Origin of the sequence: Alcaligenes sp. DN25 (genome assembly GCF_023674485.1) — a bacterium.
GTDB lineage: Bacteria > Pseudomonadota > Gammaproteobacteria > Burkholderiales > Burkholderiaceae_B > Alcaligenes > Alcaligenes phenolicus.
Genome location: NZ_CP098408.1, coordinates 3,739,817 through 3,757,381 on the forward strand (window position 1 = coordinate 3,739,817; position 17,565 = coordinate 3,757,381).

The window sequence follows — 17,565 nt, forward strand, 5'->3', positions numbered from 1 at the left end:
TTGCAGGTGGTAAGAAATGACGTCCCTCAATCGCGTTGCCCGGCATGTTCAGTTCCGTATTATCTGGCTCCTGCTTTTTGTACTGGCAGCCTGTCTGAGCAGTCCTACGGCACACTCCAGTTCGCGCATTGCCCATTTCTTGCCGGACATTGCCCTTAACGAGATCTTTCCCACCGCCACCCACACCAGCGAGCCCGCGGGCACCTTACCTGTTGCCAAGGTCTTTAAGGATCAGGAACAGCTAGGATATGTGTATGTGACGACCGACATCGTCAACACCCGTGGTTACTCCAGCTTCCCCATCGACACCCTGGTCGCCATGAGCATGGATGGCAGCATCGTCGCTGCCAAGCTGCTGGAACACCATGAACCCATTGTCTTGATCGGCATCCCCGAATCGCGGGTAGAAGCCTTCATTCAGGGCTATGTGGGCCAGAATTACATCAAGAACCGTCCCAAACCCGGCGCACCACCACCTGTCGACATTATCAGTGGTGCCACCGTGACCTTGATGGTGGTCGGTGACAGCATCATGCGCTCTTCCCAGCTGGTGGCCCGGCAAGAAGGCATAGGCCAGCCTGCCGCCCCCGCCACAGCACCGGCGGCAGTCAAACGCAGCATAGACAGCAGCAATCAAACCATTGCCAGCTGGGATGAGTTGCTCCAAAGCGGTGCCATCCAACGCCTGCACGTCAGCGTGGCCGACATCAACCAGGCTTTCATCGACAGTGGTCGCACGGAAGCCGCCGCCCATCCGCAGGAAGGCGACCCACAAGACACTTTTATTGATCTGTACGCCGCCCTGGTCAGCGTGCCCAGCATTGGAAAAAGCCTGCTGGGCGAATCTGACTACACGTACCTGCAACAAGAGCTGAAACCCGGTCAGCAAGCCATGCTGGTCGTCGGGAACGGGCTGTATTCCTTCAAAGGATCAGGCTATGTACGCGGCGGGATTTTTGACCGTATCGAGATCGTCCAGGATCTGGACAGCTTTCACTTCACCGATCTGGACCACCAGCGTCTGCCCGGCGTGAAAGCCGCCAATGCCCCTGACTTCAAAGAAGCCGCCCTGTTCAAGATTCCGGCTACCGCCACCTTTGATCCGGTCCAGCCCTGGCGGCTGCAACTGCTGGTTCAGCGCGTGCTGAGCGTCAAGGATAAAGCCTTTGTCACGCTGAACCTGAATTACCAGCTTCCTGATGCCTATTTGACAGCGCCCCCTTCAGCAGCAGTTGCAGCGGCCCCCGATACCGCAGAGCACCATGACCTGGACACCGCCGGCGAGCCTTTGTACAAGCAAATCTGGGCGGGCAAGAAAGTGCAGATTGCCGTGCTGCTGCTGTCCTTGCTGATCTTGGGTGGAGTCTTCTTCTTTCAGGACACGCTAACCAAGCACGAAGTGTTCTACCAGCGCTTTCGCATCGGCTTTCTGCTGTTCTCCCTGGTCTGGATTGGCTGGTACGCCTCGGCCCAGTTGTCCGTGGTGAACGTACTGACTTTCTCGCACGCACTGCGCACCGATTTCCGCTGGGAATACTTCCTGATGGATCCGCTGGTCTTCATTCTGTGGATCGCCACCGCCATCTCCCTGATCTTCTGGAACCGGGGTGCCTTCTGTGGCTGGCTCTGTCCCTTTGGGGCGCTGCAAGAGCTGGCCAACAAACTGGCCCGCTTCCTGCGCATTCCGCAAATCAAGGTAGCCTACAGCGCCCATAAGCGCCTGGTGTCCATCAAATACGTGATCTTCATTCTGCTGTTTGGCTTTGCCCTGTACGACATGGCCGTGGCGGAAAAGATGGCGGAAGTCGAACCCTTCAAGACCGCCATTATTCTGAAATTCATCCGCGACTGGCCCTTCACCATCTTTGCCGTCTTGCTGCTGATTGCCAGCCTGTTTATCGAGCGCTTTTACTGCCGCTACCTCTGTGCCCTGGGCGCTGCCCTGGCTATCCCCGCCCGCTTGCGCATCTTTGACTGGCTGCGTCGCTACCCCATGTGTGGCAACCCCTGTCAGCGCTGTGCAACCGACTGCCCCGTCCAAGCCATCGAGCCAGAAGGCCCGATCAACCCCAACGAGTGCATCCAGTGCCTGAACTGCCAGATGCTGTATCACCACGAGAAAAAATGCCCGCACCTGATTCAAAAGATCGCCAAGCGCAAGCGAGATAAACCGGCCCCCGTTGCCGTTGCCAGCTCGCTGCAAGACGATGCTGCTGCCCGCCCTACCGTGCGTCCACGCAGCGTAGACAGTACCGATTCCACGCCCGCCACGCCGTGAGACGGCTGGGCGCGCCCCAGCGCCAAGTCGGTCACGTCATCACACAAAAGGAAGATCACACCATGTCCGAGAACACACAGGATAAACACGGCTTGAGTCGCCGCGCCTTTCTGGGCACCGCCGCCTTGTCAGGTGCCGCAGTCGTCAGCGCCACCCATATTGGCAATGCTCTGGCCGATACGAAAAAAGCACCGGACGGGCAAAATGCCCATATCGAGCCGGGTGAACTGGACCAGTACTACGCCTTCAACTCCGGCGGTCAGTCCGGCGAAATCCGCATCATGGGCCTGCCCTCCATGCGCGAGCTGATGCGCATCCCGATTTTCAACATTTGCAGCGCGACGGGCTGGGGCATTACCAACGAAAGCCGCCAGATCATGCGCGCCAACCTGACGCCTGAAACCCTGGCCTTTGCTGACTCCTTGGGCGGCATCCTGCCTAACGGCGATGCTCACCACCCCCATATGTCCTTTACCGACGGGACTTACGACGGACGCTTCATCTACATCAACGACAAGGCTAATAACCGCGTGGCTCGCGTGCGCTGCGATGTCATGAAGTGCGACAAGATCATCGAGATCCCCAATGCCGACGGCATCCACGGCCTGCGCCCCCAACGTTACCCCCGCACCGGCTATGTGTTCTGCAACGGCGAACACATCGTTCCCCTGCCCAATAACGGCACCATCTTCGGCAACCCCAAAGAGAACTACTTCTCTGTCTTTACCGCCATTGATGGCGACACCATGGAAATTGCCTGGCAGGTGATCGTGGATGGCAACCTGGACAACTGCGACGCCGACTATCAGGGCAAGTACGCCTTCTCCACCTGCTACAACTCTGAAAAGGGGCTGGACGTCGGCGAGATGAGCGCCAACGAGCAGGACTGGGCCGTGGTGTTCAACCTGAAGGCCATTGAAGACGGCGTCAAGAAAGGCGACTTCAAAGAAATGCAGGGCGTCAAAGTGCTGGATGGCCGCAAAGGCTCGCGCTATACCCGCTACATTCCTGTGCCCAACTCCCCGCACGGTTGCAATGCCAGCCCCGATGGCATCCACGTGGTGTTTAACGGCAAGCTCTCGCCCACCGTCACCATGATTGACGTGCGCCGCCTGGACGACTTGTTCGCCGACAAGATCAAACCGCGCGACTGCGTAGTGGCAGAGCCTCAACTGGGTCTTGGCCCACTGCACACGGCCTATGACGGCCGCGGCAATGCCTACACCACGCTGTTTATCGACAGCCAGATCGTGAAGTGGAATATGGCCAAAGCCATTGAGGCTTACCAGGGCAAGGACGTAGACCCCATCATCCAGAAACTGGACGTGCACTACCAGCCCGGCCACAACCACACCACCATGGGCGAGACCAAAGAGGCCGATGGTAAATGGCTGGTCTCGCTGAACAAGTTCTCCAAAGACCGCTTCCTGAACGTAGGCCCGCTCAAGCCAGAAAACGATCAGCTGATCGACATTTCGGGCGACGTCATGAAGCTGGTTCACGATGGCCCAAGCTTTGCCGAACCACACGACATGCTGCTGGTTGCAGCTGACAAAGTGCGACCCAAGCGCGTCTGGACTCGTGACGACCCATGGTGGGACGGCGCACGGAAAATGGCTGAAAAAGACGGCGTCACCCTGGAGGGGGCGTCCAAAGTCATTCGGGATGGCAACAAGGTGCGGGTCTACATGACCGCTGTGGCACCCGTGTTCTCCGTGCCCAGCTTCGAGGTCAACCAGGGCGATGAGGTCACCGTCGTCGTCACCAATATGGAGATGATCGAGGACTTGACCCACGGCTTTACCTTGTCCGGCTACGGCGTGGCCATGGAAATTGGACCGCAGCAAACCAGCTCGGTCACCTTCACGGCTTCGCGCCCCGGTGTGCATTGGTACTACTGCCAGTGGTTCTGCCACGCCTTGCACATGGAAATGTCCGGTCAGATGAACGTGAAACCCAAAGCCTGACGGTGACATGAAGCCTTTCTGCCTGCTCCCTATCCGTGCACGATGCCTCAGCCCAACCCTGGTGCTGAGGCTGGCCTTCAAGCCGCTTACTGTCCTGGCCCTGGCGGCCAGTGGCCTGATGGCTCAAGCGGCCACCATTGAGGTGTCTGCCGATACCGCGCTACAAGCCGCTATCGATGCCGCCCAAGCCGGTGACATCCTGATGCTGGCTCCCGGCACGTATCAGGGCAATATCATCGTGAACAAGCCCTTGACACTTCAAGGCCCCAACGACCGGCAAGCCGTATTGATGGGTGAACGTGAAGGCCGCACGGTGTGGGTGCAGGCGGAAGATGTGCAGATACGTCAGATTACCGTGCGTAATTCCGGCTTGAGCCTGCCCGACATGGATGCAGGCATATTCCTGGATAAACCCGCCCATAACGCCCTGATTGAAAACAACGACATCCTCGACAATCTGGTGGGGGTATATGTCTGGGGGCCCCACAACGCGCTGGTGCAACACAACACCATCGTAGGCAATAAAGAGCTGCGTCTGAATGAGCGCGGCAATGGCGTGACCGTCTGGAACTCCCCCGGCTCACGCATCTTGTACAACGATATTTCTTGGGGTCGCGACGGCATTTTTTCCAATACCAGCCGCGACAATGTTTTCAGCCACAACCGCTTTACCCAGCTGCGCTATGCGGTGCACTACATGTACACCAATAACAGCGAGGTCAGCAGCAATGTTTCCATAGGCAATGACATTGCCTATGCCCTGATGTTTTCGCAGTTCCTGACAGTACGTGAAAACATCAGCATCAACAGCACGCATCAAGGCTTGATGCTCAATGCCGCTCAGCAATCGACCATTACTGACAACATCGTGGACGGTGCCGAAAAAGGCGTCTTTCTCTACAACGCCAACTTCAACACGATCTCCGGCAACCTGATTCAGAACACCCAGATCGGGGTGCACTACACCGCCGGTTCCGAGGGCAATGAGATCACGGAAAACGCCTTCATCCAGAACCAGAATCAGGTGAAGTATGTGGGTACCCGCTACCTGGAGTGGTCCAGCAAGGACCGGGGCAATTACTGGAGCGATCACAGCGCCTTTGACCTGAACGGTGACGGCATTGGTGACACCGCTTATCGCCCCAATGGCCTGATTGAACAACTGGTGTGGCGAGCCCCTTCGGCCCGCGTGCTCTTGAACAGCCCCGCCGTTTCCATTGTGCGCTGGGCGCAAACCCAATTTCCTGCCATTTTGCCCGGCGGCATCATCGATAGCGCACCGCTGATGCGTGCGCCCGACAATCCCGTCTGGGAGCGCTACAAGGCCAATCATGACTCCAAGCAATAACTGTACAGCCCCCGTGGCGCTGTCCAACGTCAGCAAACTGTATGGTCAGCAGCGTGCCGCCAACGCGGTGAACTTCGAACTTTACCCCGGCCAATGTACGGTGCTGGCTGGCCACAACGGGGCAGGCAAAAGCACCGTCATCAAGCTGATTCTGGGCCTGATCCGCGCCGACGAAGGCAAGGTCACGTTGCTGGATCATGACGCTGGTTCCTCCCAGGCTGCCCGACTACGGGCCCATATCGGTTACTTGCCCGAAACCGTCGCCCTGCACCCCGCCTTGACCGGCACCGAAACACTGGCCTTTTACGCTCGTCTGAAAGGGCTGCCGACCCGTGACAACCAGGCCTTGCTGGCACGTGTCGGCATTGCACAAGCGGCTCACAAGCGCGTGGGTACCTATTCCAAAGGCATGCGCCAACGCTTGGCACTGGCTCAAACCCTATTGGGCAAACCTCGTGTGCTGTTACTGGATGAGCCCACCACTGGACTGGACCCAGCCTCCCGTCTGCTGTTCTACGAGATCGTCCAAGAACTGCGCGATGCCGGGGCCACCATCCTGCTCAGTACCCACGCTCTGGCGGAGATGGAACGTCTGGCAGACCGCATCATCGTGATGCAACAAGGACGCAAGATTGCTGATGGCACTTTATCCGAACTGCGCCAACACGCTGGCTTGCCGGTACGTATTCGCCTAACCGTAGAGCAGATCCCCGATTCTGTCCCACAGCACTGGAATGTCATCGGCACCAATCGTCTGGAACGTCATTGCACCGAAGCCGAAAAAACCCAGATTCTGCGCGAAGCGCATACCATCCCCGGATTGACCGACCTGGAGCTGGAATCCCCCGGTCTGGACGAGTTGTATGCGCATTTTTTGAAGCGCGAGGATTACTAAGCCATGAACCCTGTCCTGATCATCATCCAAAAGGAAGTGCGCGACGGATTGCGCAATCGTTGGGTACTGGCCGTCACCCTCTTGCTGGCCGCACTGGCTTTGTCCTTGGGTTTTCTGGGCAGCGCCCCCACCGGCAGCGTCAAGGTAGATCCTTTGACAGTCACGGTTGTCAGCCTGTCCAGCCTGTCTATTTTCCTGATCCCGCTAATAGCCATGCTGCTGTCCTACGACGCCATTGTGGGTGAAATAGAACGCGGCACCATGTCCTTGCTGCTCAGTTACCCCGTCCATCGCTGGCAAGTTCTGGTTGGTAAGTTCCTGGGCCATGCCCTGATCCTGAGCTTATCTACCGTAGTGGGCTACGGTTTGGCAGGCGTTACCTTGCAAGTAGCACATGGCGGCCTGGACTTCAGCGTCTGGACGCCCTTTCTGGCCATGATGGGTGCCAGCGTTTTGCTCGGTGCCAGCTTCCTGTCCATGGGCTATTTCATCAGCACCCTGGTCAGAGAACGTGCCACGGCAGCTGGGCTAGCCATCGGTATCTGGCTGTTTTTCGTGGTGATTTATGACATGGCTCTGCTGGGTATTCTGGTCGCTGACCAAGGTGCCATGATCACCGCTTCCTGGCTGAACATCATCCTGCTGTTCAACCCCACCGACGTGTACCGCCTGCTGAATCTGACCGGCTACGAGAATGTCGCCATGTTTGCTGGTATGGCCGGTTTAAGCGAACAGGCTCGTCTGCCTGCCAGTGTGTTGATGAGCGTTCTGCTGCTGTGGATCGCCGTGCCTTTTGGTCTGGCAAGCCTGGTATTCAAAAGAAAAGCACTATGAAAAAACTGCGCACTCTTCTGTTGCTGTGCCTGGGTCTGATACTGGCTGCCTGCGGCCAACCGGAACAGGTGCAAGCCCCGCCGCCTCCCGTCGTCCAGATCCCGCAAACGGCTGTAGGCCACTACTGCGGCATGTACCTGTTCGAGCATCAAGGCCCCAAAGGGCAAATCCTTCTGCGCGAACGCGAAGCGCCGCTCTGGTTCACCACCATACGCGAGGTCTTTGCCTACACCATGCTGCCTGAAGAATCCAAGGCCATTGCCGCCACCTATGTGCAAGACATGGCCCAACGCAATCAGGACGGCCAGTTCCCCGAACAAGCCTGGATACCAGCACAAGATGCCTGGTATCTGATCTATAGCCGCTATACCGGCGGTATGGGCACCATCGATGCCCTGCCCTTTAGCCAGGAGCAGGCCGCCAAGGACTTCCAGCAACAACATGGCGGCCAAGTAGTTCGTTTTGCCGAGATGCCGGAGAACTACATCTTTGGTGCGGTCGCGCTGCCTTGAAACGCTTATCTTCCTGATCCCAGGTATTCGCCATGACTTCTACTCCTGTTTCCCGCCGTCGTTTTATCGGTATCGTGGCCGCGACCAGCGCCCTGACTTGCGTGCCCTGGGCCGTCAAAGCGATGCAAGCAGCCACTACCCCGCTCAGCTCCTGGCAAGGGGTGGCTTTAGGTGCGGACGCACAACTGCATATCCACCATCCCGACCCGGTTTTCGCACAAACCCTGATCGATCAGGCCCTGTCCGAAGTGCGACGGCTGGAGCGAATATTCAGTCTGTATGAACAAGACAGCGCCTTGCGCCGCCTGAATCGCGATGGCTATCTGAAGCAAGCCCCCGGCGATCTGACGCGGCTGCTGCTGGAATCACAGCGCCTGAGTGAATTAACGAACGGGGCCTTTGATCCAACCGTGCAGGTACTCTGGGATCTGTATAGCCAAGCGGCTCAACGCAACACTCAAACATCCATTCCTGATGCCGCCGAGATTAGCCAAACGCTGCAGCAAGTCGGCTATCAAGCCATCCACATTCAAGGTGACACAGTCCTGCTACAACACCCCGGCATGGCCCTGACCCTGAACGGGATTGCTCAGGGCTACATCACCGATCGCATCACTGAACAGCTGAAACAGGCAGGCCTGGAGCACGCTTTGGTCGATATGGGCGAGATACGCAGCCTGGGCACGGCTCCGGGAAATCGTCCCTGGCGCGTCGGTCTGGCAGGCGATCAAGCAGAACCAGCCATCTTGTTGAATCTGGATGTACACAATCAGGCAGTCAGCACCTCGTCAGGAGCAGGCACAGCACTTAGCCGGGATGGCTCCGTCACCCATCTGTTCAACCCCGCCAATGGTCAGGCCCGTCCTTTGTATCGCAGTGTCTCTGTCGTGGCCGGAAATGCCACCATTGCCGACGCCCTGTCCACAGCCTTTTCCTGGATGTCGCCACCAGAGATAGCTCGGGTACTGGCTGGCGATCCTGGTTTGCAGGCATGGGTGCTGCCCTACGATGGTGATCAGCTAGTACGGATGCACTCGTAAACACCAAGACAAACCCGCTTACCGGCAGACGCTCAAGCCCGATAAAGCCTCGTACAATGGCGGTTTCGTCTACTGCAGGCCAAAACCCCATGCCCCTGAACGCTGAAACCCTTCCCTCTGCCGCCCCTTTACCCGGTCTGCCAGAATGGACCGGGTTTTGCGAGGCAGCACACCAGTCCGACCGATATGCGTTGGACCTGCATTGCTTGAAGGCAGCAGGCTTGCAAGTGGACTTGAGTGGACAGCGGCATTCGCCGGAACTTCAAGCAGCCGGAGCCGCTCTTTTAGCAGCCCGCCATTTCAACACGGCACGCAAGCAGTTGCTAAACGGCGGCATCGTCAACGGCACCGAACAACGCGCCGCCTGGCACAGCGCCCTGCGCGCCCCCGCCCCCATGGCGGAAGTCGCCAAGGAACGCGAGCGCATGAACGAATTCGTGCGCGTAGCCGACTCCGAGCGCCGCTGGCGCAACATAATCCATATTGGTATTGGTGGCAGCGACTGGGGCGTGCGCCTGTCCCTGGCGGCCTTTGGCTATCGCCACAGCTGGCGCAACGTACGCTTTCTGGCCAATATCGACGGCCATGCGCTGGAGCATGCACTGTCGGGTATGGACCCTCACGACACCCTGATCGTGATCGCCTCCAAATCCTTCACCACGACCGAGACTCTCAAGAACGGACAGCGGGCCCTGGAATGGCTGCAAGCCGCTGGCGTTGCCAACCCCTACGAACAAATCGTTGCGGTCACCGCGCGCCCTGAAACGGCCTCCAACTGGGGGATTCCACAAAAAAATGTCTTCCAGTTCTGGGATTGGGTAGGTGGCCGCTTCTCCCTGTGGTCGGCAGTCAGCTTAACCACGGCTTTAGCGGTTAGCAGTGACGTGGTGGCCGGGATGTTGTCAGGCGCTGCAGCCATGGACCAGCATTTTCAGGAAGCCCCCATCGCCTCCAACGTGCCCGTGCAAATGGCACTGGCTGGCGTGGTCAACCGCAGTGTGCTGGGTTATGGCTCACTGAACATTTCCCCCTACGACTTCCGCCTGGGCAATCTGGTGCCCTACATTCAGCAACTGGATATGGAGTCGCTGGGCAAGTCGGTCACCACTAGCGGTGAACCGGTTGGAATCGCTACCGGCGCAGCTGTCTGGGGACTGGCCGGAACAGACGCACAACACACCTTCTATCAGTGGCTACACCAGGGCAGCGATGGCGCTCCTGTGGACTTTATTGTGTGCCAGCAGGCAGATCACAATCAGGCCGAGCACCATAATCTGCTGCTGGCGAACTGCCTGGCACAGCGCGAAGCCTTGATGCGCGGCAAAACCTACGAGCAGGCCCTGGCCGAGTGCGAACAACAAGGTCTGGGCGAGCAGGCTGCCGAACTGGCCCACCATCGCGTGCACTCGGGCGGCCGCCCTAACACCCTGATTGTGTTACCTCGCCTGAACCCCTTCTCGCTAGGCGCCTTGCTGGCCTTGTACGAGCACAAGATATTTGTACAGGCCTTGATCTGGGGGATCAACCCCTTTGACCAATGGGGTGTGGAGTACGGGAAAGTATTGGCGAACGGGATTTTGCAGGAGCTGTCGGGAGAGAAAAAAGCCTCTGCTGAGCATGATGCGTCTACTCGGCATTGGATAGAGGCTTTCAAGAACTAAGGCTGTCCACTTAGCTGCCCCTGCCCAATCTCATTATCTATCAAAGACCTAGGGCACTATTTTCTCATCAGCCTCCACGTGTATACTATCCGTATATACCAAACCCATGGAGGTAACTATGCGTACAAACGTAAAACTACCCGCCAAGAAAGTTCACCCCACCAGCAAGACAACAAGCGTGTTCATGAGTGGAAATAGTCAAGCGGTTCGTCTACCTGAAGGTTTTCGATTCGAAGGGAAAAGAGTCTTCATACGACGAGACCAAGAGTCTGGTGATGTCATTCTGTCCTCAAAGCCAAGAGGCTGGGATCACTTCCTTAATGTTGCCGCTAATAATGACCCTGCTGAATTCGAAGGTTTCCTGGAAGATCTGAACAGAGATCAAGACCCCGCCCCCGAGAAAGATCATTTCGCAGGGTGGGAAGAATGATCTACATGCTAGATACCAATGCTGTTTCCAATGCTGCCATGAACAGGGGCAAAGTAAGAGAAACTATGCTGGGACACAGTCCCAGCAATATTTTTGTATCTAATATTGTGCTCGCTGAGCTGATGTATGGGTTTGCCAAAAAGTCCAGACCTACCTTGCAGGCGACAACAGAAGCCCTGCTAAGCACGATGACTGTGCTGGATTGGGATGATTCCGTTTCCGATGTTTATCCGGCTTTCCGTGTAGCCATAGAAGCCAAAGGTCGCTCGCTCTCGTATATGGACATGTTGATTGCAGCCCATGCCCATTCAATAGGGGCCATCTTGGTGTCCAGCGATGCGGGAATGCATAACGCCCTGGCAAGCAATGTTGTTGATTGGTACTAGGACTACAGTAGACAAAGCGTCTACTGGCTCATCAATCCACTCGCGCCCATCCACTCCCGTGCCAGATCATGAATCGCAGCATCCCGACGCGGCGCTCTTGCCTGCCCCTGAGTAGAGTTCCAGATAAAGTAATCCACATCCCCACAAGGAGTACCTAGCGCCGCGTAGACCGAGGGCATGATGGGAACGTGGTCGCCATACCAGCACAGGCTGGCAGGCCTGTCCGACGAGATCAAAGCTCCGCGCAGACGTGTCAGCATGGCATCGGCATTGCGGATGTGACGCAAGTAGATCGTCAGATCCTCGCAGCCTTGCGGAGGAGGCTGATGGTACAAGGCCTCGATATCCCCCGCTGCAACCTTTTCCAGGTGCAAAGGCCCGTGATTCTCCATCGTAATCACATGAATGAATACCGGCCCTGTAGCCTGCTCCAGCACACTGGCGACTTTATCCGCCACCGCCAGATCGCCAATATAAGGGCCTGTACGTTCCACACCCGCAAAGGCCTTGATGTCCAGAAACTCGTCAAACCCAAACAGCGGAAATACACGGTTGCGCTGGTAAAAACTGGCGGGATAAGGGTGGATACAAATCGTGTGGTAACCCTGCTGCTTCAACCAGGAAGCCAAAGTCGCCACAGACCATCCCGCACATACTGCACGATAGGGGTTGAAGCGGTGCACGCCCAAAGTGCTGTTTTCAATACCGCTTAAGAAGGAAAACTCCGAGCGCACGGTATTCGCGCCCCAAGCGGGGACCTGCAAGTATCCGCTGGCAACCGCTTCGGCTTTGAAGCGGTCAAACTCCGCCAGAATTTCTGGTCGAATCCCGTCAGAAATTCGCCGGGCATCAAAGAAAGACTCGCTTTGTATGGAAACCAGATGCGGCAGCCCCCCCAAGGAATCCGCACCGGACAAAACAGACGCAGACGTTGGGGCAGCATTTTCAAAAGGAGAGGACAAGCTGGGGCGCTCTCGCCCTTGCTGCCAGTAACGCCAGAAGCTGGCTAACAGCCCCAAGGCCTGCACGTCCTGCTCAGGTGCAATCTGCACCATCAAACGCGCACTATTGCCCCAAAGCAGCAAGCCCAGACTCAGCACAGCCAGCAGCGCCAAGGCTCCCCATTGCGCTGTCCAGGCAGCCCGCAAGGCAGGCACGGCTTCCAGCCACAAGCCAATCGTCAACGCGGCAATAAAACCCGCTGCTGCCAGAAAGAACTTCCCCCACCCCAGAAAAGGAATGTAGAGCCGAGGGTGACGAATCGCATCCGTGAAATACTCGTAGTCCTGAAATACAAAAGCTTCACGCAAGGCCTTGAACTTGGCATTGCTGACCACGACCAGCAGCAGGAAAAAAGCGCACAGCAAGGCCGTGGCAAAGATAGGCCGTCCCAGCACAAGAACCAGCACGACATATGCCAAACCGTACAGGCCTATATGCAAAGCCCAGGCCGCTGCAGGACGACGCAAGCTGGCTGCTGTTTGCAGAAAACGCTCCAGACCGACTGTCAGGGCCAGTCCCGACACGGCAGCCAGGATTGCAGTCCAGAATCCGGGCTCAAGCGCCATAACCGATCTTGCTCAGAATAAAGACAGACACCCGGGCGGGCAGCACGGCGAGAAACCAGCAACCCAGGTTCAAAGGGAACGGAAAACTGATACGCGCTTTATTGGCTTTCAGGCCACGGGCAATACGCTTGGCTGCTCTTTGCGGGGTCCACAGGAATGGTTTGGGGCCTGGCATGGCATCACACATGGGCGAGCTAACGTAGCCTGGCATCACCACATTGACCTTGATCCCCTCCGGGGCCAACCAGCCGCGCAAACCTTCACCATAAGCTTTGACCGCCGCCTTGCTGGCGCTATAGGACGGCGTAGTGGGCAGACCAAAGTAAGCGGCCAAGGAGCTCATCAAGGCGATCTGACCGCGCCCTTTCGCCCGCATGGCAGGCAGCACAGATTGCACAACTCGCAGCGAGGCCTTCACGTTGATATCCAGCAGCAGCTCGGTATCTTCCCAAACCTCGGGCTCGCCATTGGGGCCAACATGGATATTCATGCCTGCATTCACAATGACCAGATCAAACGCAGCGCATCGCGACAACCAGTCATGCAAGGCATCCAGATCACGCAAATCCAGCTGATACGTCTGTACCTGCGCACCCGCCTGTCGGCAGCGCTCGGCCAAAGGCTCCAGAATCGCAGCATTGCGACCATGCAAAGTCAGCTCTGTACCGGGCTTGGCGTAGTAAAGCGCCAGCTCGCCACCAATGGCACTGGTGGCACCGGTAATCAGAATCCGTTCCTGCTCTGCTGGTTCAGCGACGCCCACGCGCTCTCCTTTCTTGGAAGGACCAGTACAAAACCATGCCAAAGCCTACACAAACCGTCGCATTCAAAGGAATCAACAAGTAATTGCCCATGCGTATGGCCACATACAAGGCCAATGCCGAATACAGGAAAGTGAACACTTCACCAATCAGCAAATAAAGATTGATGCGGGGCTGTCTTGCCACCTTCTCGCCCTCCCCTTTGGGGGTACGATTAAATTCCCCGTAGACCTTGAAGGCGGCTCGCACACCACCGACAAAATAATACCAAGCCATGGGCGGGAACATGGCGACATACAAGTAGGTATGCCACAAGGTGCCCAACACCCCCGGCCTGTCATCAAAACGTGCTCCCTTGCGAGCGCCGAAAGCATTATTCAACGCCCAGACAGCGACCAGCAAAAAGAATAGCGGCGCGCCCCACTGCAAGACGACATGATCAAAATTCAGCAAATAATTCAGCGGCAGGCTTAGCAAGATCAGGGCATAAATCGACGCCAGCATGACCGATGAAAACATCATGGAAAACGCATGCATGCGCTTCATCAAGGGCATGTCCTGCTGCCACATCTGCCCCAGGTGCTTGAAGGCACTATGAATCAGCCCCCGCCCCCAGCGTTCCCGCTGCACACGGAAGGCGCTGATGTTCTCGGGCAAGGTGGACATGGACACCACATCGCGCAAATAAGCGTACTTCCAGTCACCAAACTGGGCCCGATAACCCAGGTCCACGTCCTCGGTAATGGTAGAGGCATTCCAGCCACCCAGGGCTTCCACGCAAGCGCGTCGCCAGACACAGGAACTGCCACTTAGCGACGCCATGTCCCCATCTTCACTCAGCCCCACCGTCACATACTGCTGGTGGCCCATCTCCATGGCCTGAAAACGGGTCAGGAACGAATGATCGCGGTTCTCATAGCCAATACCCGTTTGCAAAAACCCCAGCTTCTCGTCCTTGAAGGGGGGGATGGTTTTCTGCAGAAAATCGGCAGGCGGCAAGAAGTCCGCATCGAAGATCGCAAAAAACTCGCCCTGGGAATGCTGAATGCCATGCACCAGATTCCCGGCCTTGTAGCCTGCACGATCAGCACGCTGAATGCGGCGAATGGGCACACCTTGCCGAGCACACTGATCCACCTTGTTCTGGGCCAACAGCGCAGTCTTGTCTGTTGAGTCGTCCAGCACCAGAATTTCCAGCGCGGACACCGGATAATCCAGACGACAAGCCGCATCGATCAAACGCTCGACAACAGCGGCCTCGTTATAAATCGGTAATAAAACGCTGACCTTGGGATACCAATCCTGCTGCAAGGAGGCGGACGTCTGCACCAGCTCGCTTAGCTTACGACGCTCCACCCGTCGCGAGATCAGCAGTACCCGCAGTTCCAGAACCACGTATAGGGCAAAGGCCCCCACAACCAACAAGAACAGCGCCTGAATCAGGTACGCAAAAATGCTCACAATCATGGAAACAAGCGCACCCTAGAAGCCGACCACATCAGCCAGCTCCTGGAGGCGATGCTCCCAGGTGTGGAACTGACGCACATACGCCGCCCCCGCCGCCGCACGCTCGCAATCCTGCGCGGTGGGGCCCTGGCGCAGACGTGCAAACAACTCAGTGGCCTGCTCACGGGAATGCACCACGTGGCAGAAATCGCGGAAATAACGATCCACCGCACGACCGGGATTAGTCACCGCAATGCCCCCACTGGCCAGAATCTCCAGCAAGCGGCGCGAGCACATGGTGTCAGAATCCGTGACCGAGTTCACGTTCAGGCACATCACATGTTCTTTGTAGATACGCCCCGTCTCGCGGTGCGGAACCTGACCATGAACCTGCACATGCGTCGAGCGCGGAAAGCGGAATTCGATATGCCGGGACAATCTGTCGTGATTTCTGTCGTAGGCATTAAGCTGCATCTGCGCATCCTCACAGGCCCCGAAAATCATGTCCAGAAAACGCCTACGTTCACTCAGGATGCGACGGTAATAACTGCCCGTAAAGCACCCTTCCTTGCGTGTGAAATCAAAGCCCGTGAAATTATGAAATGCAGGCTGATACGGCATGCTCAGGGTGTTCACAGGTACATCAGGATTCAAGCGAGCGCGATAGCGCGGCAAGCAATCACTGTCCGTGGTGAACACATAATCAAAGGCCTTGGCCACATCAATGAAGTGCTCGAAATACGCCCCATCGTCCTTGTTCCAGAACACCGTGGGCACACCCTGATCCTTAGCGAACTGCACCAGCTTGTAAATCGTGCGAGGCGTACGCAAACGGATCAGTCGCGACTGCTTGGCCAGCTCGTAACGCCACGCGCCACCCAGCCCATGGAACACGGACTCCACAAAAAGCAGATCAGGCTTCCAGGAGGAGATGACCTCCTCGTAATTGCGCGGGTTAAGAATACGGATAGAGCATTCGGCTGACAGGCAGTCTGCGGTGAAGTAGTCCGAGACCAAGGCTACTTTCAATTGCCCAAACTGCCCCGCGGGCTTGCCGTCTTCACTGACGGTTGGGTGCGTGTAGATGCGCGCCCCCAAAGCCCGGATTGCGCGACCAATCATGAATTAGCCCCGGCCGGCAAAGCATGCACCACAAAGTCAGCCCAACTACGACGCTGCGTGGCCTCTTCACGTGCCAAGGCACCATCCTGGGCCAACACTTCCGGACCAGCCTGAAACGTTTCCTCCAGCACACGAGCCAAGTCCTGCACATCCCCTGCTTTAAAAAAACGCACCGAACGACATGGCCCAACTTCGTCTTGAAACACCGGCAAATCCGGCACCAGAACAGGCTTGCCCATCGCCATCGCCTCAACCAGCTTGATGGGGGGCACAATACGGCACACCTCAAAGGGACGGCGAGGAATACATACCAGCGCGGCCTTGGCCTGCAAGGCGCGAGCCTCCTCAGGCGAGACCCGACCAGCAAACAGCACATGCTTTTCCATACCCAGGCTTTGCACCTGAGCCTGCAACTGAGCGCGCGCCTCCCCATCCCCAATAATGGTCAGGGTGACATCCTTGCCACGGCCAACCAGATCCGCCACGGCGTCGATCAAGACATCCAGCCCTTCATAAACAATCAGGGAGCCAGCATAAACAATCGTGTTGGGCTGCACATCCTGGGCAGCGCCAGGGGTAAAGCGCGAGGGGTCGACACAATTGGGCATCAGGCCCATGCGTGCAGGATCTACATTCCAGTGCTCGCGAGCGTACTGCCCCAACTGCTCGGAAATCACAAACAGCCGGTCTGCCTGACTGGCAACCAGACCTTCCAGCTCCAGACCCTGCTTGAAGCCCTGCGAGTCACGGAACTCCGGCATGCGGGAGGCTCGGCTCAGCTCCCACAAACCACGCATTTCATATTGGAACGGAATACCTAACTGGCGCGCGGCGATCAAGGCTGGCAAGGCATTGACGTGGTTGGAGGCAGCATGAATGACAGCAACGCGCTGCTTGATGGCTTCCTGAGCAATGGAGGCGGCAGCTTCTATGGCGAACTGCATGACGGGGCGCTTGTTGGAAGGATTGCGAGCATGTGCGTAACGCACCCCATCCACCAAGGTTTCATCCTGCTGGGCATCCACCAATCTGTCTTTACGATCCCATGGATAGCCGGGGCGGGTCAGCACGCAGATATCCCCGCCTGCTGCTTGCATGGCACGGATAATCTCATGGGTTCGGGTGGTGTAGCCACTGATGTGATACGGCAAGGCACTAGCCGGCACATACAGCAAGCGTCCTGGCACGGGTTCGTAAGGTGTCTGGCGGTGCTGACCGCGTCGGGTTTGCCGACGCACAGTAAACAAGGTCAAACGCCGGCTCAAAGCCATCCAAGGCTCGCGCACCAGCCCACGCCATAACTTAAAGAACATGTTC

General features: G+C 57.2%; 15 protein-coding genes. 10 read left to right on the plus strand and 5 right to left on the minus strand.

What is annotated here, in order from left to right; translation table 11 throughout:
• The first annotated feature begins 16 nt into the window (after positions 1 to 16).
• The 10 genes from NBV64_RS17270 to NBV64_RS17315 all read left to right on the plus strand — a co-directional run bounded on the left by NBV64_RS17270 (position 17) and on the right by NBV64_RS17315 (position 11,351).
• On the plus strand, positions 17 to 2,278 hold the full coding sequence (locus tag NBV64_RS17270; protein WP_250756221.1) for a NosR/NirI family protein: 2,262 nt from the start codon (positions 17 to 19) through the stop codon (positions 2,276 to 2,278).
• A gap of 62 nt (positions 2,279 to 2,340) precedes the next feature.
• Positions 2,341 to 4,245: a TAT-dependent nitrous-oxide reductase gene (gene nosZ, locus NBV64_RS17275; protein WP_021447219.1), complete on the plus strand. Its 1,905-nt coding sequence runs from the start codon at positions 2,341 to 2,343 to the stop codon at positions 4,243 to 4,245.
• A 7-nt stretch (positions 4,246 to 4,252) separates the two neighbouring features.
• On the plus strand, positions 4,253 to 5,593 hold the full coding sequence (locus tag NBV64_RS17280) for a nitrous oxide reductase family maturation protein NosD (RefSeq protein WP_250756222.1): 1,341 nt from the start codon (positions 4,253 to 4,255) through the stop codon (positions 5,591 to 5,593).
• Positions 5,577 to 6,488, plus strand: a complete 912-nt coding sequence (locus NBV64_RS17285; protein WP_250756223.1) for an ABC transporter ATP-binding protein — start codon at positions 5,577 to 5,579, stop codon at positions 6,486 to 6,488. The genes NBV64_RS17280 and NBV64_RS17285 overlap by 17 nt, the downstream gene beginning before the upstream one ends.
• Positions 6,489 to 6,491: 3 nt before the next feature.
• Complete coding sequence (locus tag NBV64_RS17290) at positions 6,492 to 7,322, plus strand: ABC transporter permease (protein ID WP_009463485.1); 831 nt, start codon at positions 6,492 to 6,494, stop codon at positions 7,320 to 7,322.
• A complete protein-coding gene (locus NBV64_RS17295; RefSeq protein WP_250756224.1) occupies positions 7,319 to 7,834 on the plus strand; it encodes a nitrous oxide reductase accessory protein NosL in 516 nt (171 codons plus the stop codon). The genes NBV64_RS17290 and NBV64_RS17295 overlap by 4 nt, the downstream gene beginning before the upstream one ends.
• Positions 7,835 to 7,866: 32 nt before the next feature.
• The gene (locus NBV64_RS17300; protein ID WP_250756225.1) at positions 7,867 to 8,874 is read left to right on the plus strand and encodes an FAD:protein FMN transferase; all 1,008 of its coding nucleotides are present in this window, start codon (positions 7,867 to 7,869) and stop codon (positions 8,872 to 8,874) included.
• A gap of 89 nt (positions 8,875 to 8,963) precedes the next feature.
• Positions 8,964 to 10,535 carry a glucose-6-phosphate isomerase gene (pgi, locus tag NBV64_RS17305; protein ID WP_250756226.1) on the plus strand — a complete coding sequence of 524 codons (1,572 nt, stop codon included), beginning with the start codon at positions 8,964 to 8,966 and terminating at the stop codon, positions 10,533 to 10,535.
• A 118-nt stretch (positions 10,536 to 10,653) separates the two neighbouring features.
• Positions 10,654 to 10,965 (plus strand): antitoxin, encoded by a 312-nt coding sequence (locus tag NBV64_RS17310; protein ID WP_060185429.1) that lies wholly within the window; start codon positions 10,654 to 10,656, stop codon positions 10,963 to 10,965.
• Positions 10,966 to 10,970: 5 nt separating this feature from the next.
• Complete coding sequence (locus NBV64_RS17315) at positions 10,971 to 11,351, plus strand: PIN domain-containing protein (RefSeq protein WP_181900204.1); 381 nt, start codon at positions 10,971 to 10,973, stop codon at positions 11,349 to 11,351.
• A gap of 20 nt (positions 11,352 to 11,371) precedes the next feature.
• On the opposite strand, the gene NBV64_RS17320 is transcribed toward NBV64_RS17315, so the two are convergent.
• Genes NBV64_RS17320 through NBV64_RS17340 form a run of 5 tightly spaced genes read right to left on the minus strand, consistent with a single transcriptional unit; the run spans position 11,372 to position 17,561 of the window.
• Entirely contained in the window at positions 11,372 to 12,919 is a 1,548-nt protein-coding gene (locus NBV64_RS17320) for an LTA synthase family protein (protein WP_250756227.1), read from the minus strand.
• Positions 12,909 to 13,682: an SDR family NAD(P)-dependent oxidoreductase gene (locus NBV64_RS17325; protein ID WP_250756228.1), complete on the minus strand. Its 774-nt coding sequence runs from the start codon at positions 13,680 to 13,682 to the stop codon at positions 12,909 to 12,911. The genes NBV64_RS17320 and NBV64_RS17325 overlap by 11 nt, the downstream gene beginning before the upstream one ends.
• Entirely contained in the window at positions 13,669 to 15,147 is a 1,479-nt protein-coding gene (locus NBV64_RS17330; RefSeq protein WP_250756229.1) for a glycosyltransferase, read from the minus strand. The genes NBV64_RS17325 and NBV64_RS17330 overlap by 14 nt, the downstream gene beginning before the upstream one ends.
• Positions 15,148 to 15,162: 15 nt before the next feature.
• A complete protein-coding gene (locus NBV64_RS17335; protein WP_021447224.1) occupies positions 15,163 to 16,248 on the minus strand; it encodes a CgeB family protein in 1,086 nt (361 codons plus the stop codon).
• Positions 16,245 to 17,561, minus strand: a complete 1,317-nt coding sequence (locus NBV64_RS17340; protein WP_250756230.1) for a glycosyltransferase — start codon at positions 17,559 to 17,561, stop codon at positions 16,245 to 16,247. The genes NBV64_RS17335 and NBV64_RS17340 overlap by 4 nt, the downstream gene beginning before the upstream one ends.
• Positions 17,562 to 17,565: the final 4 nt, after the last annotated feature.

What these genes read in the sequence shown, in the direction of transcription:
- NBV64_RS17270 (WP_250756221.1), top strand. Translation starts at nt 17, where the DNA reads ATGACGTCCCTCAATCGCGTTGCCCGGCATGTTCAGTTCCGTATTATC.
- nosZ (WP_021447219.1), top strand. Translation starts at nt 2,341, where the DNA reads ATGTCCGAGAACACACAGGATAAACACGGCTTGAGTCGCCGCGCCTTT.
- NBV64_RS17280 (WP_250756222.1), top strand. Translation starts at nt 4,253, where the DNA reads ATGAAGCCTTTCTGCCTGCTCCCTATCCGTGCACGATGCCTCAGCCCA.
- NBV64_RS17285 (WP_250756223.1), top strand. Translation starts at nt 5,577, where the DNA reads ATGACTCCAAGCAATAACTGTACAGCCCCCGTGGCGCTGTCCAACGTC.
- NBV64_RS17290 (WP_009463485.1), top strand. Translation starts at nt 6,492, where the DNA reads ATGAACCCTGTCCTGATCATCATCCAAAAGGAAGTGCGCGACGGATTG.
- NBV64_RS17295 (WP_250756224.1), top strand. Translation starts at nt 7,319, where the DNA reads ATGAAAAAACTGCGCACTCTTCTGTTGCTGTGCCTGGGTCTGATACTG.
- NBV64_RS17300 (WP_250756225.1), top strand. Translation starts at nt 7,867, where the DNA reads ATGACTTCTACTCCTGTTTCCCGCCGTCGTTTTATCGGTATCGTGGCC.
- pgi (WP_250756226.1), top strand. Translation starts at nt 8,964, where the DNA reads ATGCCCCTGAACGCTGAAACCCTTCCCTCTGCCGCCCCTTTACCCGGT.
- NBV64_RS17310 (WP_060185429.1), top strand. Translation starts at nt 10,654, where the DNA reads ATGCGTACAAACGTAAAACTACCCGCCAAGAAAGTTCACCCCACCAGC.
- NBV64_RS17315 (WP_181900204.1), top strand. Translation starts at nt 10,971, where the DNA reads ATGCTAGATACCAATGCTGTTTCCAATGCTGCCATGAACAGGGGCAAA.
- NBV64_RS17320 (WP_250756227.1), bottom strand. Translation starts at nt 12,919, where the DNA reads ATGGCGCTTGAGCCCGGATTCTGGACTGCAATCCTGGCTGCCGTGTCG.
- NBV64_RS17330 (WP_250756229.1), bottom strand. Translation starts at nt 15,147, where the DNA reads ATGATTGTGAGCATTTTTGCGTACCTGATTCAGGCGCTGTTCTTGTTG.
- NBV64_RS17335 (WP_021447224.1), bottom strand. Translation starts at nt 16,248, where the DNA reads ATGATTGGTCGCGCAATCCGGGCTTTGGGGGCGCGCATCTACACGCAC.
- NBV64_RS17340 (WP_250756230.1), bottom strand. Translation starts at nt 17,561, where the DNA reads ATGTTCTTTAAGTTATGGCGTGGGCTGGTGCGCGAGCCTTGGATGGCT.